This window comes from uncultured Moraxella sp., assembly GCF_945873075.1.
Taxonomy (GTDB): domain Bacteria; phylum Pseudomonadota; class Gammaproteobacteria; order Pseudomonadales; family Moraxellaceae; genus Moraxella.
Genome location: NZ_CAMCBS010000014.1, coordinates 20,378 through 43,443, shown reverse-complemented (window position 1 = coordinate 43,443; position 23,066 = coordinate 20,378). Strand labels below are relative to the sequence as shown.

The 23,066-nt window shown below is 45.6% G+C and carries 24 protein-coding genes and 2 tRNA genes; 8 read left to right on the top strand and 18 right to left on the bottom strand.

What is annotated here, in order from left to right:
* Positions 1–7 precede the first annotated feature (7 nt).
* The 4 genes from Q0N89_RS06250 to Q0N89_RS06235 all read left to right on the top strand — a co-directional run bounded on the left by Q0N89_RS06250 (position 8) and on the right by Q0N89_RS06235 (position 2,607).
* Positions 8–84, top strand: a tRNA-Arg gene (locus Q0N89_RS06250).
* A gap of 23 nt (positions 85–107) precedes the next feature.
* Positions 108–183: transfer RNA gene (locus Q0N89_RS06245), tRNA-His, on the top strand.
* 183 nt (positions 184–366) lie between these two features.
* A complete protein-coding gene (locus Q0N89_RS06240; protein ID WP_294034504.1) occupies positions 367–1,155 on the top strand; it encodes a thiazole synthase in 789 nt (262 codons plus the stop codon).
* An 81-nt stretch (positions 1,156–1,236) separates the two neighbouring features.
* Positions 1,237–2,607, top strand: coding sequence for a wax ester/triacylglycerol synthase family O-acyltransferase (locus tag Q0N89_RS06235; protein WP_294034502.1), 1,371 nt, complete (start codon positions 1,237–1,239; stop codon positions 2,605–2,607).
* Positions 2,608–2,780: 173 nt separating this feature from the next.
* Here the strand turns inward: Q0N89_RS06235 and Q0N89_RS06230 are convergent, their stop codons facing one another.
* From Q0N89_RS06230 to dxs, 3 genes are all read right to left on the bottom strand, one after another.
* The gene (locus Q0N89_RS06230) at positions 2,781–2,918 is read right to left on the bottom strand and encodes a hypothetical protein (RefSeq protein ID WP_169835324.1); all 138 of its coding nucleotides are present in this window, start codon (positions 2,916–2,918) and stop codon (positions 2,781–2,783) included.
* A 294-nt stretch (positions 2,919–3,212) separates the two neighbouring features.
* Positions 3,213–4,046: an inositol monophosphatase family protein gene (locus tag Q0N89_RS06225; RefSeq protein WP_078253331.1), complete on the bottom strand. Its 834-nt coding sequence runs from the start codon at positions 4,044–4,046 to the stop codon at positions 3,213–3,215.
* A 97-nt stretch (positions 4,047–4,143) separates the two neighbouring features.
* A complete protein-coding gene (dxs, locus tag Q0N89_RS06220; RefSeq protein ID WP_294034497.1) occupies positions 4,144–6,234 on the bottom strand; it encodes a 1-deoxy-D-xylulose-5-phosphate synthase in 2,091 nt (696 codons plus the stop codon).
* Positions 6,235–6,526: 292 nt separating this feature from the next.
* Here dxs and ribA point away from each other — a divergent pair, with 292 nt between their 5' ends.
* The 3 genes from ribA (at position 6,527) to Q0N89_RS06205 (ending at position 8,831) form a co-directional block, all read left to right on the top strand.
* Positions 6,527–7,135, top strand: a complete 609-nt coding sequence (gene ribA, locus Q0N89_RS06215) for a GTP cyclohydrolase II (protein ID WP_294034495.1) — start codon at positions 6,527–6,529, stop codon at positions 7,133–7,135.
* A 66-nt stretch (positions 7,136–7,201) separates the two neighbouring features.
* Positions 7,202–8,152: an oxygen-dependent coproporphyrinogen oxidase gene (gene hemF, locus Q0N89_RS06210; protein ID WP_294034492.1), complete on the top strand. Its 951-nt coding sequence runs from the start codon at positions 7,202–7,204 to the stop codon at positions 8,150–8,152.
* Positions 8,153–8,345: 193 nt separating this feature from the next.
* Entirely contained in the window at positions 8,346–8,831 is a 486-nt protein-coding gene (locus Q0N89_RS06205; protein WP_294034490.1) for a cytochrome c, read from the top strand.
* A gap of 146 nt (positions 8,832–8,977) precedes the next feature.
* Here the strand turns inward: Q0N89_RS06205 and rplS are convergent, their stop codons facing one another.
* From rplS to rpsP, 4 genes are all read right to left on the bottom strand, one after another.
* Complete coding sequence (gene rplS, locus Q0N89_RS06200; protein ID WP_294034487.1) at positions 8,978–9,349, bottom strand: 50S ribosomal protein L19; 372 nt, start codon at positions 9,347–9,349, stop codon at positions 8,978–8,980.
* Between the two features lie 135 nt (positions 9,350–9,484).
* Positions 9,485–10,237 (bottom strand): tRNA (guanosine(37)-N1)-methyltransferase TrmD, encoded by a 753-nt coding sequence (gene trmD / locus Q0N89_RS06195; protein ID WP_294034485.1) that lies wholly within the window; start codon positions 10,235–10,237, stop codon positions 9,485–9,487.
* Positions 10,238–10,313: 76 nt separating this feature from the next.
* A complete protein-coding gene (gene rimM, locus Q0N89_RS06190; protein ID WP_294034482.1) occupies positions 10,314–10,877 on the bottom strand; it encodes a ribosome maturation factor RimM in 564 nt (187 codons plus the stop codon).
* A 109-nt stretch (positions 10,878–10,986) separates the two neighbouring features.
* The gene (gene rpsP, locus Q0N89_RS06185; RefSeq protein ID WP_078253324.1) at positions 10,987–11,235 is read right to left on the bottom strand and encodes a 30S ribosomal protein S16; all 249 of its coding nucleotides are present in this window, start codon (positions 11,233–11,235) and stop codon (positions 10,987–10,989) included.
* Positions 11,236–11,475: 240 nt separating this feature from the next.
* Here rpsP and Q0N89_RS06180 point away from each other — a divergent pair, with 240 nt between their 5' ends.
* Positions 11,476–12,861: an ATP-binding protein gene (locus Q0N89_RS06180; protein ID WP_294034479.1), complete on the top strand. Its 1,386-nt coding sequence runs from the start codon at positions 11,476–11,478 to the stop codon at positions 12,859–12,861.
* Between the two features lie 21 nt (positions 12,862–12,882).
* Here Q0N89_RS06180 and Q0N89_RS06175 read toward each other — a convergent pair whose 3' ends face one another.
* The 11 genes from Q0N89_RS06175 to Q0N89_RS06125 all read right to left on the bottom strand — a co-directional run bounded on the left by Q0N89_RS06175 (position 12,883) and on the right by Q0N89_RS06125 (position 22,980).
* Positions 12,883–14,565: an ATP-binding protein gene (locus tag Q0N89_RS06175; protein ID WP_294034477.1), complete on the bottom strand. Its 1,683-nt coding sequence runs from the start codon at positions 14,563–14,565 to the stop codon at positions 12,883–12,885.
* Between the two features lie 68 nt (positions 14,566–14,633).
* Complete coding sequence (locus Q0N89_RS06170; protein WP_294034475.1) at positions 14,634–15,353, bottom strand: response regulator; 720 nt, start codon at positions 15,351–15,353, stop codon at positions 14,634–14,636.
* Between the two features lie 39 nt (positions 15,354–15,392).
* A complete protein-coding gene (locus Q0N89_RS06165) occupies positions 15,393–15,812 on the bottom strand; it encodes a F0F1 ATP synthase subunit epsilon (protein WP_294034473.1) in 420 nt (139 codons plus the stop codon).
* Between the two features lie 80 nt (positions 15,813–15,892).
* Positions 15,893–17,317: a F0F1 ATP synthase subunit beta gene (gene atpD / locus Q0N89_RS06160; RefSeq protein ID WP_078253319.1), complete on the bottom strand. Its 1,425-nt coding sequence runs from the start codon at positions 17,315–17,317 to the stop codon at positions 15,893–15,895.
* A gap of 32 nt (positions 17,318–17,349) precedes the next feature.
* Positions 17,350–18,222, bottom strand: coding sequence for a F0F1 ATP synthase subunit gamma (atpG, locus tag Q0N89_RS06155; RefSeq protein WP_294034470.1), 873 nt, complete (start codon positions 18,220–18,222; stop codon positions 17,350–17,352).
* 85 nt (positions 18,223–18,307) lie between these two features.
* Positions 18,308–19,852, bottom strand: coding sequence for a F0F1 ATP synthase subunit alpha (gene atpA, locus Q0N89_RS06150; RefSeq protein ID WP_294034467.1), 1,545 nt, complete (start codon positions 19,850–19,852; stop codon positions 18,308–18,310).
* A gap of 34 nt (positions 19,853–19,886) precedes the next feature.
* Positions 19,887–20,435, bottom strand: a complete 549-nt coding sequence (locus Q0N89_RS06145) for a F0F1 ATP synthase subunit delta (RefSeq protein ID WP_294034465.1) — start codon at positions 20,433–20,435, stop codon at positions 19,887–19,889.
* A 12-nt stretch (positions 20,436–20,447) separates the two neighbouring features.
* On the bottom strand, positions 20,448–20,915 hold the full coding sequence (locus Q0N89_RS06140) for a F0F1 ATP synthase subunit B (protein ID WP_078253315.1): 468 nt from the start codon (positions 20,913–20,915) through the stop codon (positions 20,448–20,450).
* A gap of 91 nt (positions 20,916–21,006) precedes the next feature.
* The gene (atpE, locus tag Q0N89_RS06135; protein WP_078253314.1) at positions 21,007–21,252 is read right to left on the bottom strand and encodes a F0F1 ATP synthase subunit C; all 246 of its coding nucleotides are present in this window, start codon (positions 21,250–21,252) and stop codon (positions 21,007–21,009) included.
* Positions 21,253–21,303: 51 nt separating this feature from the next.
* Entirely contained in the window at positions 21,304–22,173 is an 870-nt protein-coding gene (gene atpB / locus Q0N89_RS06130; protein ID WP_078253313.1) for a F0F1 ATP synthase subunit A, read from the bottom strand.
* A gap of 405 nt (positions 22,174–22,578) precedes the next feature.
* Positions 22,579–22,980, bottom strand: coding sequence for an ATP synthase subunit I (locus Q0N89_RS06125; protein ID WP_294034460.1), 402 nt, complete (start codon positions 22,978–22,980; stop codon positions 22,579–22,581).
* Positions 22,981–23,066 lie beyond the last annotated feature (86 nt).

The window sequence follows — 23,066 nt, the reverse complement described above, 5'->3', positions numbered from 1 at the left end:
CACTAGAGCGCCTGTAGCTCAGTTGGATAGAGCATCTGCCTTCTAAGCAGGTGGTCGCAGGTTCGAATCCTGCCAGGCGCGCCATTTGCCTGCTACATAAAATTATGGCGGCTGTAGCTCAGTTGGTAGAGCCCCGGGTTGTGATCTCGGTTGTCGTGGGTTCGAGTCCCATCAGTCGCCCCATTTATCAAAGCTCATCGATATTCGGTGGGCTTTTTGCTTATCTGTTTACCCATTCCCACCCCTTTATTCCCATACCCATCATTTTGCCAAAAATCCTTTACCATCGCATCGAGAGCCGTTATACTGTACAATATTTGAGCATAATTTGAGCATATCAGCTGATTCATACAATAAGGATTATCCATGAGCGCAGACTTACTCACCATCGGCTCTCGCACCCTTGGCTCTCGCCTGCTGGTCGGCACAGGCAAATATAAAGACTTAAACGAAACCGCTGCCGCCATCGATGCCAGCGGTGCTGAGATCGTCACCGTCGCCATTCGTCGCACCAATATCGGTCAAAACAAAGATGAGCCAAATCTACTTGATGTCATCTCGCCTGAGCGTTATACCATTTTGCCAAATACCGCAGGCTGTTTTGATGCTGATAGTGCGGTGCGTACCTGTATGCTGGCTCGTGAACTGCTTGATGGGCACAATCTAGTCAAGCTAGAAGTGCTTGGCGATGACAAAAATCTCTATCCCAATGTCATCGAAACTGTCAAGGCCGCCCAAGTGCTGATTGACGATGGCTTTGAAGTGATGGTCTATACCTCAGATGACCCCATCGTCGCCAAAGAGCTTGAGAGCATGGGCTGTGTCGCCATCATGCCATTGGGCAGTCTGATTGGCTCAGGACTTGGACTACTCAACCACCACACACTGAGCCTTATCATCGAACAAACCCAAGTGCCTGTACTGGTCGATGCTGGCGTCGGCACGGCATCAGATGCTACCATTGCGATGGAGCTTGGCTGTGATGGTGTACTGATGAACACCGCCATCGCCCATGCCAAAAATCCTGTACTGATGGCATCTGCCATGAAACACGCCGTCATCGCAGGTCGTGAAGCTTATCTGGCAGGTCGTATGCCTGCTCGCTATATGGCACAGGCAAGCAGTCCGCAGACGGGGTATTTTTTCACCAAATAACAAAAACTTGCGCCAATACGCTTATCAAAGTGGTGAAATTTTGTTATCATGGCTCAATTTAGCCACAGGTGAGACAAGATTGTGCGTGCCTTAAGCATCGTTGATTTGCTTTTTTTGATTTTGGAAAATGCCAAGCAGCCCATGCACGTGGCAGGCCTTTGTACATTTGAAATCCCAGCCGATGGCGATGATGGCTTTGTCGCCAAGCTGATTAGCGAAATCAACACCGACGCACTGCCGAATTTCCCGTTTAATCAAGTGCTGTATCGCCGATTGTTTTGGCGTACTTCAGATGATTTTCAGCTGTATCATCATTGCCATTATCACAAGCTTGAGACGGGCAGCGATGATGAGCTGATGACGCTGATTTCGCACATTCATGAAAGACGGCTTGAGCGTACTCGCCCGCTATGGTCGCTACATTTGATTGACAATCTACTGCCCGAGACACTGGGTGCGCCCAAGCGATTTGCTTTATTTATGAAAGTGCATCACGCCTTGACCGATGGTGTCGCTGCCATGCGCCTATTTCAGCGTTCACTTTCCCAAAATCCACAGGATAAAAACATCCTGCCTGTGTGGGCACACAATCTAAAACGCCAAAAAAATCTTGTACAAACACCCAAAACCATCAAGCAAACCGCCCGTGAACAGCTTGATAGCATCCGTCCTGTGTGCCGTGAGATTATGCAAGATTTTGCCAAAAAATACGCACAAAACACGCCGTTTATCAGTAGCTTTGATGCGCCAAAATCCATTCTCAATCAGCGTATTGGCACGGCTCGCCGTCTGGGATTTCGCCCATTTGATAAAGAGCGATTTGTCCTGATTGCCAAAGCCTTCGATGTCAGCACCAATGATGTTATCCTAGCGGTGTGCGCTCATGCACTGCGTCAGTATTTGCTTGGCGAAAATCAGCTACCAAGCCAACCACTGATTGCCTTTGTGCCGATTTCACTGCGCAAAAATGACAGCGCTTTTGGCAATCAAATCTCATTTGTGCCAACCAATCTTAGCACCCACCAAGATGACGCTCTCACTCGGCTGATGGACATTCACCAAAGCATCCAAGATGGCAAAAATCGCTTTAATCGGCTGTCATTTGCCGGTGTGATTAATTATACGGCGCTCAGCTACGGCTGGGCGGGACTAAACCTTGCCACAGGTGCACTACCCACCAAGCAAGCCTTTAATCTGATTATCTCCAATGTTCCCGGGGATGACACGCCGCTGTATCTCAATGGCGCACGGCTCACGGGCATCTATCCTGCGTCCGTGCTGTTTGACGGTCAGGCGCTCAACATCAGCTTTACCAATTATCAAAATCGTATTGATTTTGGTATCACTGCCTGCCCAAGCGCCCTGCCACATAGTGATAAGCTGATTGGGCTGATTGAAGAAGGTTTGCAGATTTACGAAAATTTATTACCTAAAGATAAGCCAATCAATTAGCCAAATAAGCTTGGCAACTGTCGCAGTACAGGCTTTGCCAAGTTTAATAATCAACAGCACTGCCAAACATCCAATCTACCAAAAAAAGCAATACCTCACAAACAAAAAAGCCGCCAAAAGCGACTTTTTTATAAACCCAATTTATGAAACTTATTAGCTAAGCTAAATACTGCTTAGGCAGTCATCGCCAGTGGCTTTGGATTGCCTTGTGCCAATTTCTTTAGTACGGCAACAATCATCTCGCTGGTGATTGGCTGTTCTTTACCTTTTGATAGCACATTCATTTCGGTAATATTGGTCGCTGTTGCCATTGTGATTTCCTCATCTTATGGTCGATGGCGCGATGCTTTCGACACTGTATTTATTTGATGGATGTAGTATAACCTAAGTTTACGAATGTACACAACGACTTATTGCGATTTTAACCCGATAAAGTGTAAACACTTGTTTCATTTTTGACACAGTTTGTCATATTTGACGAAAAACAGTTGTTTAACGCCTGTTTAATAATAATGAGTCTTGTTACGCATTGATTTGATTAATGTTGTCAACAAAAAAGCACCCGATTGCTCGAGTGCTTGATAAGCGTGGCTCAATACGCCAAATCAGCCAACCAGTGCATTTTCCCAGCGTGGGACAACCAGCTGCATCAATGGCTTAAGTAGCTTCATATTACACGCAAAGACTGAGCCTGTGGTCATGGCGTTTGGCGCGCCTTTATGATCGACGACGACACCACGCGCTTCGGTGACGATCAGCTCGCCTGCCGCCACATCCCAAGGCTTGAGTGACATTTCAAAATAGCCATCAAAGCGACCCGCTGCCACATAGCACAAATCCAGTGCCGCCGAACCAAAACGGCGCACTTGACCGCCATTTTCACAGATGGCTTGTAGGCTAGCAAAATGCTGACGAGCAAAGCTCACACGCTCTTCGCCCACCATACGCTCGTATGGATGACCAGTGGTGAATAGACCGCCTTCGATGGTTTTGCGTTCGCTCACCTGTAGGCGACGCTGGTTCATCAGTGCGCCACGGCCACGACTGGCAGAGAACAGCTCATCACGCACAGGGTCATAGACCACGCCATGCTCGGTGACGCCATTTTTTTGGACAGCGATCGAAACACAAAAATGCGGTACACCATGCACGAAGTTTTGCGTGCCATCAAGCGGATCAATCACCCAGCACCAGTCGGCATCGTTGCCTTTGCCTTCTTGTAGCCCAAATTCTTCGCCCAAATAAGAATGATTTGGGTAGCTTTCTTTGAGCGTGGCGATGGTCAGCTCTTCAGCATAACGATCGATTTGCGTCACCAAACCATCAAGCCCTTTGGACTCAACCGCCAAATCTAGGCGGTGGCGATTTTGATGCGCACGCAAAATTTCATGACCCACTTTTTTGGCAGCATTTGCCGCCATGACAACCATCGGTTCCATAACTCACCTTTACAAGTAAATGACTAAAGTTAAAAATCAAAGTTAAAATCAAAGTTAAATAATACATCATCATTCGTCATGATGATGGGCAATTTGTTTATAGCCAATCTGCCAAAGACTGATAAATCCCATCTGCATCCAGACCGCAAGCAGCCAGTTGCTGTTCGTGGCTGGCGTGCTCAATAAAACGATCAGTAATGCCAAGATTTTTGAGCTTGACTGGATAGCCCTGTGCAATCATATATTCATTGACCGCACTGCCTGCGCCGCCTGCGATTTGATGCTCTTCGACTGTCGCAAAGTGCGTCACGCCTTCGGCAATCAGTATATCAATCAGCGCAGTATCCAGTGGCTTAACCCAGCGCATATCAACCACAACGACCGCCACGCCCTTATCAGCCAAACGCATGGCAGCACGCTTAGCATCAGCTAGGCGTGTCCCAAAGGCAAGCACGGCAAGCTTTTGCGCTTGTTCTGACTCAGCATTATCCGAGCGCCACACGATATTGGCTTTACCAATCTGAATTGGCGTATCTGCCACATCCACCGCACGCCCAATGCCTGCGCCCCGTGGATAGCGTACCGCCGCCGTGCCTTGATACTGATAGCACGCATTCAGGAGCTGATGGCACTCATGCTCATCACTTGGTGCTGCGATGATGATATTTGGCACACAGCGTAAATACGCCAAATCAAACACACCGGCGTGTGTCGCCCCATCTTCACCCACGAGCCCCGCTCGGTCGATGGCAAAGGTGACATCAAGATTTTGTAATGCCACATCATGAATCAGCTGATCATAGCCACGCTGCAAAAATGTCGAATAAATCGCCACCACAGGCTTGAGCACGCTCGTCGCCATACCTGCTGCCAAAGTCACAGCGTGCTGTTCGGCAATCGCCACATCAAAAAACCGCTCAGGGAATGCTTTGGTATACTCAACCATGCCCGAGCCTTCTGCCATCGCAGGGGTGATGGCGACAAGCTTATCATCGGCTTTGGCGGTGTGCATGAGCCATTCGCCAAAGATTTGTGAATATTTTTTGGCAGGTGGCGTACTTGGCTTGCTTGCATGAGCGACATCAGTTGTTTTTGGTAATTTACCAATGGCGTGATAACCAATCGGATCAGCTTCAGCCGGCAAAAAGCCCTTGCCCTTGACCGTATGCACATGGACAAGCACCGCGCCTTTGAGCTTACTTGCTCGCTCAAGCACACTGACAAGCTTTGGCAAATCATGCCCATCAAACGGCCCAAGATAAGTAAAGCCAATCGCCTTAAACAGGTTATCTGCAAATAATTTATCGCCAATTTTCTCGGCAATCTTATCAGGCAGTGGCGACGATGGCGTACCACTAAACAGTCCGCTGATTTTCTCACCAATCTTGCTTGGCAGACGGCTTGAGACATCTTCAAACGCTTCATTTGCCATGTGTAGATAATGGCGAATACGGCGGTCATCGGATGAAATATCACGCTTGACCATCAAGATATTGCCATGCTTATCGATATCCATCGCAAGCCCACGCTGCCATAGGCGTGCCAAATGGCGTGAAAATCCGCCAATCGCCGCCGAGATGGACATATCATTATCATTGAGCACGACGAGCAAATCGGCATTTTGTTGTACAGCGTCATTCATCGCTTCAAACGCCATACCGCCTGTCATCGCCCCATCGCCAATCACGGCAGCGACTTTGCGATTTTCGCCAAGCAATCGGGCAGCTAGACTCATACCAAGCGCTGCTGAAATCGATGTCGATGAATGACCGACGCCAAAGGTATCGTATTCGCTTTCGTTACGCTCGGGAAATGCCGTCAAGCCATCTTTTGAGCGAATGCTTGGCAGACGCTCACGGCGACCTGTCAGTACCTTGTGGGCATAGGCCTGATGACCGACATCCCACACGAGCTTATCATAAGGTGTATTTAGCACAGTATGTAGCGCAATCGTCAGCTCAACCACGCCAAGATTGGCACCAAAATGCCCACCGCTCACGCCTGTCGAGTACAGCAGATACGCACGCAATTCATCAGCAAGCCCAATCAGTTCATCACTGGATAAATGCTTTAAATCGGCAGGCGATGCCACCCGATCCAAAATCGGCGTATTAGGACGCACCGTCAAAATCTCATCAAAGACTTGAGCGGAATACGATTTTTGGTGAGCTGGTGCAAAATCTGACATGACTGGCTAACTTCCAACAAAATAAGTTTATTTCATCATCGAAAATAGTGTGGCATAATAGCATTTTTGATGATGTAAGGCGAATGATTTTATCATGAGCGATGCCCAAACTTCATTTGCCATTAAGCGACTATTTTACAAGATAGCCTTTGTTTTTGCTAGAAAAACCCCATTTATTCCTAGAATTTTCATCAAAAATTACTAAATATCGACTTTTGCTGTGTGATTTTTGACAATTATGCCTGATTTTGGGCAAAATCATCACAGCCAATCCCACAACAAGGGGCAAATTTTGTATCAATTTATCACCCAAGCCAAATTGCCAACCATTCATGGCGAATTTGACATTCATGTATTCGAAAACGAAAACGGACAAGAGCACATCGCCCTAAGCTTTGGGCTGCCAAGCACTGACCCTACCACCTTACCACTGGTGCGTATTCATTCAGAGTGCCTGACAGGCGATGCTTTTGGTTCGCTCAAATGCGACTGCGGCCCACAGCTCAATGCCGCCATGCAAGCCATCCAAGCACATGGCTGCGGCGTGATTTTGTACCTACGCCAAGAAGGTCGTGGCATTGGCTTGACCAATAAAATCCGTGCCTACGCCCTACAAGACCAAGGTCATGACACGCTGGACGCCAACCTGCTACTAGGTCTGCCTGCCGATGCGCGCACCTATGAGATGTGTCAAGTGATGCTCACGCATTTAGGCGTTACACGACTGGCATTGATGACCAATAATCCCAATAAAGTCAATGACTTGGTGGAACAAGGCTTTGAAGTCGTTGAGCGTCGTCCGCTGATTGTCGGTGTCAATGAGCACAATCAAGACTACTTAACCACCAAAGGCGTGAAGATGAATCACTTTATTAATGCCGATGATTTGGATACGCATTAATAAGTGATTAACCAAAAACTATCAAGAATATTTTAAACATATTTTAAAATCTACGGAAAAAAACCAATGGAAAAGCAAATTGCCGCTGTGCGAGAATTTTTATTAAGCCTACAAGATAACATCATCAAAGCGCTTGAAAATCAAGAACATACAGGCGGTGTTGATGGTCGTAGCGATACCAAATTTATTGCTGATGTGTGGGAGCGTCCCGAAGGCGGTGGTGGTCGCTCATGCGTGTTCGCAGGCGGTCAAGTCATCGAAAAAGCCGGCGTGATGTTCAGCCATATTCACATCAATCAGATGCCTGCATCTGCTACCACTCGCCATCCACAGCTTGCTGGCGCAAAAGCGCAGGCGCTTGGCGTTTCGCTTGTTATCCACCCAAAAAATCCGTATGTACCAACGAGCCATGCCAATGTGCGTTTATTTGTTGCCACCCCAACCGATGGCGGTGCGCCGATTTGGTGGTTTGGCGGTGGTTTTGATTTGACGCCGTTTTATCCTGCATTGGATGATGTTAAGCATTGGCACAAGGTGGCGCATGACTTATGTCAGCCCTTTGGCGATGGTGTCTATAACAAATACAAAGCATGGTGCGATGAGTATTTTTATCTCAAGCACCGTGGCGAATGTCGTGGCGTGGGCGGACTGTTTTATGATGATGTCAACACAGACAGCACGGGCTGGGATTTTGACACTTGCTTTAAATTCATGCAGGCGGTGGGTCAAGGCTATATCGATGGCATTGTACCGATTTTTGAAAATAACAAACACCGTGCCTATGGCGAGCGTGAACGCAATTTTCAGCTGTATCGTCGTGGTCGCTATGTTGAGTACAATTTGGTGTATGACCGTGGCACGCTGTTTGGCTTACAGTCCAATGGTCGCACCGAGTCGATTTTGGTATCGATGCCACCACTGGCTGCGTGGGAATATCGCTATGAGCCGACGGCAGGCACGCCTGAATTTGAACTGACGGATTTTTATCTTAAGCCAAAAGACTGGCTGGCACTTTGATGTCTTGATTTGATGTCTTAGTTTGATAAAATCACTATTTATTGTTATTTTGTGCTTTTTTGGTTAAAAATACAGCTTTTTATTGATTTTTTGGGTACAATGGGAACAATTTATCATCGCTCGTTGGTGATAAATTGTTATGCCACCGATATTGAGCAAATTGTGTATTCAATTCACCAAATAAGGAAGCCCCATGTTTAACAAAAAACTTGTACTTACTGCACTACTTGCATCAGCACTAGCCATCAGCGCTTGTAGCAAAACAGAAACCGCTGCCGCACCTGCGACAAACACCGCCGAAGCAGGCGCAAACCCTGTAGAAGCTCGTGAAAATCTAATGAAAGATTGGCGTCGTGCCAACGAAACCATGAAAGGCATGCTAGAAAACCCATCAAGCTTTGATGCAGCCACTTTTAAACAAAATGCTGACACCATCGCAAACAGCACCGCAGATATGTGGAAGCACTTTGAAGGTGATGCAGCCAAGGGCGGCGAAGCCAAAGACGCCATCTGGACTGATGCAGCAGCATTCAAAGCCGAAACCGAGAAATTCAACGCTGCTGCGACCGCACTAGCAACCGCTGCTGCGACCGCTCAATCAGCTGCCGATGTCGAAAAACAATTTGGCGAAATGGCAAGCACCTGTGGCTCATGCCATAAAGCATTCCGCAACGACTAATCACTCGATTGTCGTACCACACAGTTCCCATCGTGCTTGCACTTTGGGAATTTTTTTATACAGTAGTAAGTAGTAGCTAAAAAAACACCAAACTAAAACCCCTAAGCGCAAACTTGGGGGTTTTGAAAATTAAGCAAGTCGCAAGATTACTGTGCTTCTTTACGCGCGCCCAATTTTTCTTTGATACGAGCAGACTTACCTGAACGCTCACGCAGGTAGTAAAGCTTCGCACGGCGTACATCACCACGGCGTTTCACTTCGATGCTTGCGATTAGTGGTGAGTGTAGTTGGAATGCACGCTCAACGCCAACGCCGCTTGAGATTTTACGCACGGTGAATGCTGAGTTTAGACCACGGTTACGCTTAGCGATCACCACGCCTTCAAACGCTTGCAGACGCTCACGGTCACCTTCACGAACTTTTACTTGAACGACAACAGTGTCACCTGGGCCGAATGAAGGATGGTCTTTAAGTTGTGCATTTTCAACAACTTGTACTAGTGGATGTTTGTTGCTCATGGAAATTCTCCAATTATCATGGCATAGGCTAAAAAGTCTTTTTTATCAATCTTATGATTAATCATGGTTAAAAGACCGCATACCATCGTTACATAAAGCGTCTATTGACGCAGCACCTGAACCACACAGGCAAAATCAATCTTTCAAGTCTTTGAGCCACTTGAGTTGCTGTTTGGTGGGGCTAAATTTTGCCCACAAGTCAGGTCGGCGTGCTTGGGTGCGTTTGACCTGCTCCAAAAATCGCCATTTGGCAATATTGGCATGATGACCTGATAGCAGTACTTCTGGCACAGCGTCGCCATGAAAATCAAGCGGTTTGGTATAGTGCGGACAATCCAGCAAGCCATCAACAAAGGAATCTTGCAGAGCGGACAAGTCATCGCCCATCACCTGTGGCAGTCTGCGTATCACACTATCCATGACCACCATCGCAGGTAGCTCACCACCTGTCAGCACATAATCACCGATGGATATTTCGGCATCGACATAGTGCTTAAGCAGTCGCTCATCAATCCCTTCATAACGACCGCATAACAAAATCATGCCATCCAATGACGCCATCTGTACCACGCTCGGTTCATCGAGCTGTTTGCCTTGTGGGGATAAATATACCACAGGGCACGCACCGTCATCAACTCGGCATCCAGCTTGTCTTGCCAAGTCTTTGGCGTGCAAAATCGCCTTTTCAAGCGGTTCTGCCATCATCACCATACCCGGTCCGCCACCAAAGGGACGCTCATCAATACGGCGATAATTATCTGTTGTAAAATCCCTAGGATTAATCAGCACAACGCTTGCCTGCTGTCGTTTGATGGCTCGCCCCACGACCCCAAAGTCGGTCATCGCAGTGAACATCTCAGGCAAAATACTGATGACAGCAAAAAACACGGCAGTTGGCTTATCCTAAATTTGGTTAATTGGTGAGTCTTGACGGCTGTCTTAATCAGCTTTTGACAATCACACTTTAGTAATCAGCGCCCCATGCCACGAGCATGGTTTTGGCTGACAAATCCACCGACAGCACCACATCACGATGCCACGGGATTAGGCGCTCTTCGGCATCAATACTGTCAGTAGTTGGCTTGACAGAAATGATCTCATGCGCACCTGTTTCAAACATCTCTTTGATTACGCCAAGATTTTCACCTTGTTCGTTAATCACAGTCAGTCCAATCAAATCTGACCAATAATACTCATCGTCGCCAAGCTCAGGGAAGCTATCTTTGGACACCCAAATGGTTGTACCATTCATGGTTTCAGCGACATTGCGATCAGCAATCTCTTCAAAGCAGGCAACCAAGCCTTGACCTTGAGTACGCCAGTCTTTGACGGTTAATGGCTTAAATCCTGTGGCTGTTTTCATCCACCATGGCGACATCTCAAAAATACCCGAGCGTTCGTCGGTTTCGCTAAACACCCAAAGCCAGCCTTTGATGCCGTAGGGTTTTTTTAGCGTAGCAATCTTGACCAATGTCGATGCATCTGGTGCGCTACTTTGACGAGATAAATTCGGTTTTGAAACAGTCACGATTTGGCTTATTTTAAAAAACAATAGGATTTGATAGCACAAAACGGCTTACACCCTGCATACAAGCTCATGCCTGTGATGGTGCAAACCGTTGGGACAAAATTGCAAATTAAGCAGCTTTGTTCAATGCTTTAACCAATGAAGCAACGCGGTCAGTTGGCTGTGCGCCTTTTGCAATCCACGCATTGTAAGCTTCTAGGTCGATACGAGTTTCAACTTCTTGACCACGAGCTAGTGGGTTGAAGAAACCGATTTTTTCGATAAAGCGACCGTCACGAGCTGCACGCTTGTCAGCAACTACGACTTGATAAAATGGACGCTTTTTTGAACCGCCACGGGCTAGACGAATAACTACCATGATAACTCTCTTTAAAAGTTTAAAAACAAAAAAATAATTTGTGCAAGAATTAGAGCATGATACAGATTCGATGAAGTTGAGGATGAGCCGTTTACGAACCTGAACCACTAAAAGGCGTTAATTATAGCAAGGATTTTGTCATCTTTAAAGTAAAATTTTTATCTTTTGATCATATTATACAAATCCACCACAAAAGCTGTGGTACAATGAGCATTCTTGCACCACTTTTGTCAAAATCCTATGAGCACCAAGACACGCCATTTTTTTTCACGACTTCGTTATCGACTTCATTCAAACACCATGCAGACGGTTGCTATGGTATTTTTCATTGTCTTTGTGAGCGTGACGCTGTCTTTGTGGCTGTTTTGGCGAAGTCTATACCAGCCTGAAATTCAAAACCATGCAAGTTATCTAGCGAGCGAAATCAAGCTTTTAACATCCGCCAAAGAAGAGTGGCGTAATAATCCAGAATTTTTGCGATGGCTACAGGATAACACGCACATTGAAATCATCAGCGACCCGACGCAGTTTCCTGATGTCACTGACAAGGTGCTGATTACCAGTATTACACAAGTATTTGCTGATGAGCTTGAACGCAGTCTTGGGCGTGAAGTCAAGGTGTATTTTAAATTCAAGCCGGTGCCAAAGCTGTGGATTCAAGACAGTGCTCATCCCAACATTTGGATTCGTGAGCCGATGATGCACTACTCTCAGTACAGCACGGGGGTACTGGCTGGATTTATTTTTGGCATTCCATTTTTGACGATATTGACGATTTGGGTGCTGATTCGTGGCTTGAACCGTCCATTGAAGCGTCTTGAGCGTGCAGCAGGCGATTATATCAGCCAAGGTCATGCCACCACACTGCCAACCCAAACAGGCCCAAGCGAGATCCGCCAAGTGAATACTGCTTTTAACCGACTCTTTACTACACTTAGCCAAGCCCAAAAAGAGCGCACCATCATGCTAGCAGGCATCAGTCATGACCTGCGTACGCCATTGACACGGATGCGCCTGACTGCCGAGATGCTACCGGATGAGTTTTTCCGTGAAGGCTTAGTCTATGACATCGAAGATATGGATGCGATTTTGGATCAGTTCATTTCATTTATGAAAGATGGTTCGGATGAGCCTGTCAAATTAACCAATCTCGATACGATTTTTAAGGAAATCATGATTCAGTTTGATGGCACTCGTTTTATTTATGAGAGTGATATTGAGCAGTCTGTGCCAGTCAGACCGTTGTCCATCAAGAGACTAATTATTAATTTGGTCAATAATGCCATCCGCTACGGCAGCGAGCCCATTCACCTATCAGCGACGATTTTGGCTGCTGATGGTGAGATTGAAGGCAGTTTTCCGACATTGGTGCTATGCGTCAAAGACGAAGGTGATGGCGTCGCTGAAGATCAGCTGGAGCGCATCATGCAGCCCTTTGAGCGGGGAGAGTCGGCACGCACCACACAAGGCAGCGGACTTGGGCTTGCCATCGTCAGTCGTATCGCCCACTTACATCAAGGCAGTGTCAATGCACGCAACCATCCTGATGGTGGACTTGAAGTCAGTGTTAGCATTCCTTTGATGACTGAAATTGTGAGCGAAAAAATCGCCCAATCAGAGATCTGATGGGCAGCTTGTGTCAATTATCTAAGACCGATTAATTGTCAATTCGACGCGCTCTTGGGTCAGCTCATCTGCTGCAATAGTCACACCTACCTGTCTAATTGGCCATCGCATAATAAAGCGCGCACCCTTAAGTGATGGACTTTCATCGACAGATAAATTGGCATTGAACCAAAATGCAATGCGGCTCACAATTGACAAGCCTAAACCATAGCCCCCAGAAGTGCGGGTACGACTATCATCAAGTCTTGCAAACGGCACAAAAATCTTCTCACGATCTACTTCAGCAATACCATGACCATCGTCTTCAACGCAGATATAAGCCATACCTTTTTCGATACCACCACTGACTTGTACCGTCGATGATGCATAGCGCATCGCATTGCCGACCAAATTTTGTACCACACGATGCAGATAGCGACGATCTGCCATCGCTTCCATTTTTGGTGATGGTAAGATGCAACGAATATTGATTGGCTTACCGAGTGCATTGGTCTCTCGTTCGATTTGCTCGAGCAGTTGTGACAAATTGACCATTTCCCAATCCAGTTTTGGCGAGCCTTCTTCAAGCTTGGCATAAGTCAAAATCTCATCAATCAAATCATTTAACGATTCAATATCTTCATCGATAAAGTTCTTTTGCAATTGACGAGAATCAGCATCATCGGTATCAGCAAGCATATCCACCGCAAAGCGAATACGAGCCACCGGCGTACGCAGTTCATGCGATACTGCACGAGTCAGCTCTCGCTGCGACTCGATAAGTCGCTTAATATGCCCAGTCATCGCATTAAAAGTCATCGACAGGCGTGCAATATCATCATGACCTACCACTTGCACCTTGGTGTCAAGATTCCCTTTGGAAACTTGATCAACACCTGCTTGTAACAATCTTAAGCGACGCTCTAATGGGAAAATCAAGCCGTACACGCCCAAGGCGATGAGCAACATGCAAATGAGCACCACGCTAGCAAGCAGGTTAAATGGAAACCAATTAAACAAAGAAATCGGACCGATGACAATCATCCGCCCTTCGACATCTGATGGGGCAACTACACTGATGTATGAACTAATACCATTGCCATCATTAAAAATAATCACTGGCTCATCACGACGCAATCTAGCAATTTGATCTTGATCAAGGCTCAGTTTTTCGAGCTCAGATAAGCGAATCGGAAAAGAAAATTTCTCGCTTAAAAAATGCAACCGAGCTTCTTTGGCTTCTTGTGTAGGATAATACGACAAATCATCCAACAAAAAAATAGCCAAAGCTCGTACCTGACGCTCGCCGACTTGTGACACACGAACGGTAAGCAAATTATTCTCACCGCTGATGCGATGATAGACCAAGTATTCATTGACACTACTGTCATAGCGTACTACCGTCTGCTCTTGCTCCAATCGACGCAATTCTCGAGCCTTAAGCTTAACATCATCTATCTGAACAATCTCAAACTTGCTACCAAATAAACGACTGGCATCATCAAGCCAATAAGTACGAGCAGCGGGCGTGCTTTGGTTAGTCACCCCCTGCCCAATCAAATAAAAAACGCCAGTTGCAACAGTTTCACGATAATTTTGCACCCGTTCTTGATTGAGCGTATCCACCAATAAATATGCAAAAAAAGCAACCGAAATACAAACTAGCAAGAGTCCAGCATAGATTCTAAAAAAAATGCTTCGTTCGGTTAAGGTAAGTCGAGCCATATGTCACCGATGAGTTGAAATAACAAAAGCCAGCCATTAAGCCAGCTTTTGTGTTAACATGATAAAGATCAGTTGCCTTCTTTGACAAACAGGTAGCCTTTGCTTCGTACTGTCTTGATGCGCTTTGGATTCTCAGGATCATCACCAATCTTTGGACGAATACGAGAGATACGCACATCGATTGAGCGATCTTGACCATCATATTCGATGCCACGCAAACGCTCAAAAATATCTTCGCGAGACAGAATACGACCAGCATTTGAAGCCAATAGCCACAACAAGTCATATTCAGCGCTGGTGAAGTCAACCAATTCATCATTAAGTGTGACCGAACGACCGCCGTTATCAATCACCAAATCACCAAACTCAAGGCGCTGTGGTGAATCATCACTTGGTGCAGAATCAGAACGACGAAGTAAGGCACGAATACGAGCCAAAAGGACACGGGGCTGAACAGGCTTGGCTACATAGTCATCAGCACCCATCTCAAGACCAAGCACTTGATCCATATCGTCAGTACGAGCTGTCAGCATCAAAATCGGCTGTTGATAATGCGCTCGCACTTCTCGGCAGACTGTCAATCCATCACTACCAGGCAGCATCACATCAAGCACTACTAAGTCTGGCTGTTCTGTAATGATACGACGGATAGCACGAGTGCCATCAGTCTCAATCGCAACATCTAAATCATTGCGACGCAGATAATCTTGGGTGAGCATTGCCAAACGTTCATCATCTTCAACGATGAGAATTCTTGGCATACCTTCTTTTTCTGGAGTTGCAGTCATGATTGATCCTTAAAGCGGATTACTTAACTCATAAACCGATTAGGCACGGTTTTTGTACTTTTGGATAGTTTGTAGCTGAGCCACAGATTCTGCTAATGCAGCTAATGCAGCGTTTGTTTGCAATGTATCAGTCTGATTGACAAGCATTTGCTCTGCTGCACGGCGAGCTTCAGCGATCTTAGCTTCATCAAGATCTTTGGCACGATCAGCACTATCGGCTAGGACAGTTACCACATTTGGTTGAACTTCTAGCACGCCACCTGAAACATAGATGACTTCTTCAGATGTGCCATCAGCTGATTTTAGACGCATTGCACCTGGTTTTAAAAGCGTGATTAATGGCGTATGACCTGCCAAAATACCGATTTCACCACCATGACCCGATGCGATTAGCATGCTAACATCGCCAGAATACAACTCTTCGCGAGCACTTACAACTCGGCATTTAAAAGTTGCCATGATAATCTCCCATAATAACTAGGAACGGTTCTAAGTTGAATCAGATGACTGCACACTGGCAATCATCTGATTTGGCACAATTATGCAGCTTTAAGTTTTTCAGCTTTTGCAACTGCTTCTTCGATGCCACCAACCATGTAGAACGCTTGTTCTGGCATATGGTCGTATTCACCTTCGATAATCGCTTTAAAGCCAGCGATGGTATCACGAAGTGCAACATACTTACCAGGTGCACCAGTAAATACTTCGGCAACGTGGAATGGCTGTGACAAGAAACGCTGAATCTTACGAGCACGATAAACAACCAGTTTATCTTCTTCAGACAGCTCATCCATACCCAAGATGGCGATGATGTCTTTTAGCTCTTTATAGCGTTGTAGAACTTCTTGCACACCACGAGCGACGTTGTAGTGCTCTTCACCGATGACTTGTGGGTCAAGCTGACGAGAAGTAGAGTCTAGTGGGTCAACCGCAGGGTAGATACCTTGTGAAGCGATGTCACGGCTAAGTACGACTGTTGCATCCAAGTGAGCGAACGTCGTCGCTGGTGATGGGTCAGTCAAGTCGTCCGCAGGAACGTAAACCGCTTGTACAGAAGTAATAGAGCCTGATTGAGTAGAAGTGATACGCTCTTGTAGCGCACCCATCTCTTCAGCCAATGTTGGCTGATAACCTACCGCTGATGGCATACGGCCTAGAAGTGCTGATACTTCAGTACCTGCTAGGGTGTAACGATAGATGTTGTCAACGAACAACAGAACGTCACGGCCTTTACCAGTCGCTTCGTCTTTTTCGTCACGGAAGTATTCTGCCATAGTCAGACCAGTCAAAGCAACACGCAGACGGTTTCCTGGCGGCTCGTTCATCTGACCATAAACCATTGCTACTTTAGACTTAGTGAAGTCTTCGGTATTAACAACGCCAGCTTCTTGCATTTCGTGGTAGAAATCGTTACCTTCACGGGTACGCTCACCAACACCAGCAAATACAGATAGACCAGAATGTTTCAAGGCGATGTTGTTAATCAGCTCCATCATGTTAACGGTCTTACCAACACCAGCACCGCCGAACAGACCAACTTTACCACCTTTAGCGAATGGGCACAGTAGATCAATAACTTTAATACCAGTTTCTAGTAGCTCAGTTGAGTTTGATTGCTCATCATAGCTTGGTGCTTCACGGTGGATAGACCATTTTTCAGCTGCATTCACAGGACCAGCTTCGTCAATTGGGCGACCCAAGACATCCATAATACGACCTAGTGTCGCTTGACCTACTGGTACAGAAATCGGTGCACCAGAGTTAGATACCGAAAGACCACGCTTAAGACCTTCAGTTGAGCCCATTGCGATGGTACGAACAACGCCATCACCAAGCTGTTGTTGCACTTCTAGTGTAGTTTCTGTGCCATCTACACTTAGTGCATCGTAAATTTGTGGTACTTGACCACGGTCAAATGCAACGTCAATAACCGCGCCAATAATCTGTACAATACGACCGCTCATTGCGTTCTCCTATTTTTCTATAATTTAGTCAATTAAGAAACAGCGGCAGCACCGCCAACGATTTCCGAAATCTCTCGGGTAATCGCCGCTTGACGCAGCTTGTTATAAACCAACTGTAGTTCTTTAATTAAGTTACCAGCATTATCTGTTGCTGCCTTCATTGCTACCATACGCGCTGATTGTTCTGATGCAATGTTTTCACGCACTGATTGATAAACAATCGATTCAATGTAGCGCAATAGCAGGCTATCAATTAGCGTCTTGGTATCAGGCTCGTAGATATAATCCCAGCTATGTGCTTGTAGCTTAGCATCATCAAATTCTGCTTCTGCCAAAGGTACAATTTGCTCAGTTACTGGCTTTTGAGCCATTGCATTGATAAATTGGTTGTACACCAAATAAATGCGATCCAACTTACCATTTAGGTAGTCATCAAGCATCGCTTGAACTGGCGTGTTAATTTGCTCAAGTGATGGATTGTCACCGTAATCGGTTACGGCAGAAGTTACTTTGCCACCAAAGTTTTTAAAAAATCCAACGCCTTTTGCACCAATAACAGCAAACTCAATCTCAACAGATTGCTCTTGATAACTTTTGACTTTTTTAAGCAAGTTTTTGAACAAGTTAATGTTCAAGCCACCTGCCAAGCCACGGTCAGAAGTAACCACCACAAAGCCAACACGATTGACAGGACGGCTTACCATATATGGGTGCTTGTAGTCCGATTGTGCCTGCACTAAATGCGAGATAACGCGACGCATACCGTCAGCATAAGGACGACCTGCTTCCATTCGCTCTTGAGCACGACGCATTTTACTGGCAGCCACCATTTGCATTGCACGAGTAATCTTCTGCGTGCTTTTAATGCTGGTTACTTTTGCACGAATTTCTTTTAAGCTTGCCATAGTTATTCCAATACTGGACTTATCTTAGAATGGGTTTATGGTGCGTTAAAACAACGCTTAACACACCATATTGCTTGAATACAGCTTAGAAGCTGTGTGATGCTTTGAACGCTTCAACTGCAGCTTTTAGACGACCTTCGATGTCATCGTTATAGTTAGCAGTTTCGTCGATTTCAGTCATCAATGCAGCGTGTTCGGTACGTAGATAACGTAGGAACGACTCTTCGAACGCGCCAATTTTTTCTACAGCAACATCAGCCAAATAGCCTTCGTTTGAAGCATAGATGACAGCTGCTTGGTCAGCGATAGACATTGGTGCGTATTGCTTTTGCTTCATTAGCTCAGTAACACGAACACCATGCTCTAGCTGTTGCTTGGTTGCATCATCAAGGTCAGAAGCAAACTGAGCAAACGCTGCGAGTTCACGATACTGAGCTAGCGCAGTACGGATACCGCCTGATAGCTTTTTGATGATTTTGGTTTGTGCAGCACCACCAACACGAGATACCGAAATACCAGCGTTCACCGCAGGACGGATACCTGAGTTAAATAGGTTTGACTCAAGGAAAATCTGACCGTCAGTAATCGAAATTACGTTTGTTGGTACGAATGCAGAAACGTCACCAGCTTGGGTTTCAATGATAGGCAATGCGGTCAAAGAACCAGTTTTGCCTTTTACTTCGCCATTGGTGAATGCTTCAACATAGTCAGCATTGACACGTGACGCACGCTCTAGTAGGCGTGAGTGTAGATAGAATACGTCACCTGGATATGCTTCACGTCCTGGTGGACGACGTAGTAGCAATGAAATTTGACGATAAGCAACCGCTTGTTTTGACAGATCATCATAAACAATCAGTGCATCTTCACCGCGATCACGGAAGTATTCGCCCATTGTACAGCCTGAATAAGGCGCGATGTACTGTAGTGCAGCAGGCTCAGAAGCAGATGCAACAACAACGGTCGTATATGCCAATGCGCCAGTCTCTTCTAGCTTACGCACAACGTTTGCGATGGTTGAACGCTTTTGACCAACGGCAACATACACACACTTGATGCCAGAATCTTTTTGAGCGATGATCGCATCGATTGCTAGTGCAGTTTTACCAGTTTGGCGGTCGCCAATGATTAGCTCACGCTGACCACGACCGATTGGAATCATGGTATCTACTGCTTTATAGCCAGTCATTACAGGCTCATCGACTGATTGACGAGCAATAACGCCTGGTGCGATTTTTTCAACTTTATCAGTGAGTTTCGCATTGATTGGGCCTTTACCATCGATTGGGTTGCCCAAAGCGTCAACGACACGACCTAGAAGTTCTGGTCCAACTGGAACTTCCAAAATACGGCCTGTGCAATAAGCTTTTTGACCTTCTTGTAGGCTTAGATATTCACCCAGTACAACTGCACCGACTGAATCTTGTTCAAGGTTAAGTGCCATACCATAGACACCGCCTTCAAACTCGATCATCTCGCCATACATTGCCTCTTCTAGGCCATGAATCTGCACAATACCATCAGAGACACTGACGATAACGCCTTCAGTTTTTACAGTTGCGCCTACGTCAAGGTCTTGAATACGCTGCTTAATCAGATTGCTGATTTCGGCTGGATTCAATTGTTGCATTGCCTTGTTTCCTTTAAATTAGACAGCCGACCGCTTACGCAGTTAGCTGAGTCTTTAATTGTTTTAACTTGCCACGCACTGAGCCATCAGTAAACTTGTCGCCCACTTTAATCGTCGCCCCACCAAGTAGCTCTGGATCAACTTCTTCATGCAAGATAACGATAGAGCCTGTCGAAATAGCAAGGCGCTCTTGCAGGTTTTTACGCTGGGCTTCTGTTAGCGGATAGGCTGAAGTAACGTAAGCGTCAACCTGTTTTAGCTCTTGTGATTTTAGCTTACTGTAAAGCGCATGAATTTCTGGCAATAGCGCCAAACGGTCATGCTCTGCTAGCTGTTTGGTAAAATTACCCAACGCTTGAGAAGCTTCTTCTGCTGATAGTTTATTGCAGGCATCAATCAAAATATCTGCCTTTTGATCTGCAGAAATGGCTGGATTGCTTAGTAGTGAAGCAAAGTCTTCATTACGCACAATACTGCTTGCAACTGACAAATAGGTCTCCCAGTTGTTAATTGCATTTTGCTCTTTAGCGTAGTCAAATGCTGCTTTGGCATATGGTCTTGCTAAGGTAGATAGTTCAGCCATGTTATCCTCTAATTACAGCTTAGCCGCCAACTGGTCAAGCATGCTGGCGTGTTCTTGTTCATTGACTTTGTCTTGCAAAATCTTTTCTGCACCTAACACAGCCAATTGAGCGACTTGCTTACGAAGCTGATCACGAGACTGAGCAACTTCTTGCTCGATAGTTGCGTGTGCTTGTGCAATGATGCGCTCGCCTTCTAGGCGTGCTTGAGCTTTTGCATCTTCGATCATTTGGTTGGCAGTTTTGTTTGCACGCTCAATGATAGAAGCTGCTTCGGTTTTTGCTGCGGCAAATTCTTGTTCGATTTGCTTATCAGCAGAAGCTAGGTCTGCTTTCGCTTTTTCTGCGGCAGTTAAGCCGTCTTGGATTTTTCTTTGACGCTCATTAATCGCGCCGATCAGTGGCGGCCATACGAATTTCATGCAAAATAGCACAAAAATCGCAAACGCAATCATCTGACCGATAATGGTAGAATTGATCATCCAATCACCTCGTTGTTAGTGAAAGTCAGGTGATACCCACCTTTGCTTGAGTTATCAACACAAAGGTGGTCGTTAAACTGACGGTTTCAGCTTATGCGAATGGGTTGGCGAACAATAGTAGCATTGCGATACCAACACCGATCATTGGTACGGCGTCAAGTAGACCAGCTACGATAAACATTTTGGTTTGTAGTTGTGAACCTAGTTCAGGCTGACGAGCGGTGCTTTCTAGGAATTTACCGCCTAGGATAGCGAAACCGATACCTGTTGCTAGTGCACCTAGACCGATTAGTAGAGCTACTGCAAGTAGTGTGTACTGTGCGATTACTGGATCCATGATGTCTCCTTAATGACCTAAAATAAAAGGGTTAGTGAAAAAGTTTTCAAATTAATGTTCGGATTGTGCTGAGATCAACGATAGATATACAATCGTCAACATCATAAATACGAACGCCTGAAGAGTAATAACCAAAATATGGAAGATTGCCCAAGGCACACTCAATGCCCACTGAATCCAGAATGGCATCAATGCGATCAAGATAAAGATCAGCTCACCTGCGTACATGTTACCAAATAGACGCAGACCCAATGAGATTGGTTTTGCCAATAGAGTAACGATTTCTAGTACTAGGTTCACTGGGATTAGTACGGCTTGCAAAATTGGGTTTTTTGCACTAAATGGGTGCAGGGTAAATTCTGCAATAAAGCCGCCAATGCCTTTATACTTGATACCAAAACCGATGATTAGGAACAATACGCCAATCGCCATGCCCAAAGTGATGTTTGGATCGGTTGTTGGTACAATCTTAAAGTAAACATGATGCGGATCATGACCCATAGCCGCACCGATTTGTTGTGCTAGTGATGGGATGAAGTCGATTGGCACTAGGTCCATCAAGTTCATCAAGAAAATCCACACAAAAATCGTAAGAGCCAATGGTGCGATCAGCTTTGATGGCCCATTGTATGATTCACGGACACTGTTATCCACAAAATCTACAATCAGCTCAACAAACGCTTGCAACTTGCTTGGGACGCCTGAAGTCGCTTTGCGACCAACCGCCCAAAACAGTGCGCAAAAAAAGATACCCAAGCCAACTGACCATAGCATAGAATCCAGATGAATGGCACTAAAACCCATCTCAGCGGCTTCTTTTGCATCTGCTGCAACTTTCCAACCGTGCTCTGGGTGATTGCCATATGTCCAGTTGGTCAAATGGTGAGCAATATATTGTGATGATGTCTGTTCGGCTGCCATAATAAGCTTCTTATTTTAACTCAAACAAAAGAAAGATTGGAGAAAATACGCCAAATCAAAAACGAAGTTACCATATCAACACATTCAATCCATTGTCACCAAAAAAAACTATTTTTTGGAAATCCCATCTCGTAGATAAATCACCAAGCGATGTGTCTGACTTAGTGTGATACGATGATTAATGAGAGACTTGCCCAAACTGCGGCGAAGCTAAACAATAAATTGCATTTGTAACTAAATGAGTATATTACTTTAGTGTAGGCGATATGTAAAGAGCTAATGTGGTTTTTATTACCGAAATTTTGCAAATTTATGATGCTTTTTGATAAAAACAGTGTTTTTTATTGGGTTTTTCTGATTTGGTAACATTTTGATGCAATTTTGGCTTGTTAGGCTTTGATTTAATCAGGTTTTTGTAAAAAACATTGTCACACTATGTGCGATCATCATCAACAAATAACCAATAATAACAGCAATCTCATTCGCCGTCGGCAAATATATAAAGGTGAGCGCAAGCCCCACCAAAGTGATAAGCCACTTGGTCATCTGCCCTAGATACATATTAAGCATAATCTGCCGAGCATGCCGAGCGCCTGTCGTATGATATGCAATATAGGTAAAAGCACTTTGGGCGATGTAAGCCACGATACTACCCATCGCCATCCCTTTGGCGATGGTATGCTGAGTATCACCCATCACAAGGCTTATAATGATACCAATCACAATCACACCAAGTACGGCATAGCTTTGGCGTCTTTGGCGCTGAAAAATAAGTGTCTGATGAGTGCGCTTGGCAGGTTGGGTCATGACAAATGCCTTTAGAACCGATGGATTGGCCAATAAAAAAAGACTTGGCAATTTACCAAGTCGTTGTATTATAAATAGCACCATTT

Excerpts from the sequence above, each read along its gene's own strand:
- atpA (WP_294034467.1), bottom strand. The coding sequence starts at position 19,852 with ATGCAACAATTGAATCCAGCCGAAATCAGCAATCTGATTAAGCAGCGT.
- atpB (WP_078253313.1), bottom strand. The coding sequence starts at position 22,173 with ATGGCAGCCGAACAGACATCATCACAATATATTGCTCACCATTTGACC.
- atpG (WP_294034470.1), bottom strand. The coding sequence starts at position 18,222 with ATGGCAAGCTTAAAAGAAATTCGTGCAAAAGTAACCAGCATTAAAAGC.
- Q0N89_RS06230 (WP_169835324.1), bottom strand. The coding sequence starts at position 2,918 with ATGGCAACAGCGACCAATATTACCGAAATGAATGTGCTATCAAAAGGT.
- Q0N89_RS06180 (WP_294034479.1), top strand. The coding sequence starts at position 11,476 with ATGAGCACCAAGACACGCCATTTTTTTTCACGACTTCGTTATCGACTT.
- Q0N89_RS06140 (WP_078253315.1), bottom strand. The coding sequence starts at position 20,915 with ATGATCAATTCTACCATTATCGGTCAGATGATTGCGTTTGCGATTTTT.
- Q0N89_RS06170 (WP_294034475.1), bottom strand. The coding sequence starts at position 15,353 with ATGACTGCAACTCCAGAAAAAGAAGGTATGCCAAGAATTCTCATCGTT.
- Q0N89_RS06205 (WP_294034490.1), top strand. The coding sequence starts at position 8,346 with ATGTTTAACAAAAAACTTGTACTTACTGCACTACTTGCATCAGCACTA.
- Q0N89_RS06240 (WP_294034504.1), top strand. The coding sequence starts at position 367 with ATGAGCGCAGACTTACTCACCATCGGCTCTCGCACCCTTGGCTCTCGC.
- atpD (WP_078253319.1), bottom strand. The coding sequence starts at position 17,317 with ATGAGCGGTCGTATTGTACAGATTATTGGCGCGGTTATTGACGTTGCA.
- rplS (WP_294034487.1), bottom strand. The coding sequence starts at position 9,349 with ATGAGCAACAAACATCCACTAGTACAAGTTGTTGAAAATGCACAACTT.
- dxs (WP_294034497.1), bottom strand. The coding sequence starts at position 6,234 with ATGTCAGATTTTGCACCAGCTCACCAAAAATCGTATTCCGCTCAAGTC.
- hemF (WP_294034492.1), top strand. The coding sequence starts at position 7,202 with ATGGAAAAGCAAATTGCCGCTGTGCGAGAATTTTTATTAAGCCTACAA.
- atpE (WP_078253314.1), bottom strand. The coding sequence starts at position 21,252 with ATGGATCCAGTAATCGCACAGTACACACTACTTGCAGTAGCTCTACTA.
- Q0N89_RS06165 (WP_294034473.1), bottom strand. The coding sequence starts at position 15,812 with ATGGCAACTTTTAAATGCCGAGTTGTAAGTGCTCGCGAAGAGTTGTAT.
- Q0N89_RS06145 (WP_294034465.1), bottom strand. The coding sequence starts at position 20,435 with ATGGCTGAACTATCTACCTTAGCAAGACCATATGCCAAAGCAGCATTT.
- Q0N89_RS06225 (WP_078253331.1), bottom strand. The coding sequence starts at position 4,046 with ATGGAACCGATGGTTGTCATGGCGGCAAATGCTGCCAAAAAAGTGGGT.
- Q0N89_RS06125 (WP_294034460.1), bottom strand. The coding sequence starts at position 22,980 with ATGACCCAACCTGCCAAGCGCACTCATCAGACACTTATTTTTCAGCGC.
- Q0N89_RS06175 (WP_294034477.1), bottom strand. The coding sequence starts at position 14,565 with ATGGCTCGACTTACCTTAACCGAACGAAGCATTTTTTTTAGAATCTAT.
- rpsP (WP_078253324.1), bottom strand. The coding sequence starts at position 11,235 with ATGGTAGTTATTCGTCTAGCCCGTGGCGGTTCAAAAAAGCGTCCATTT.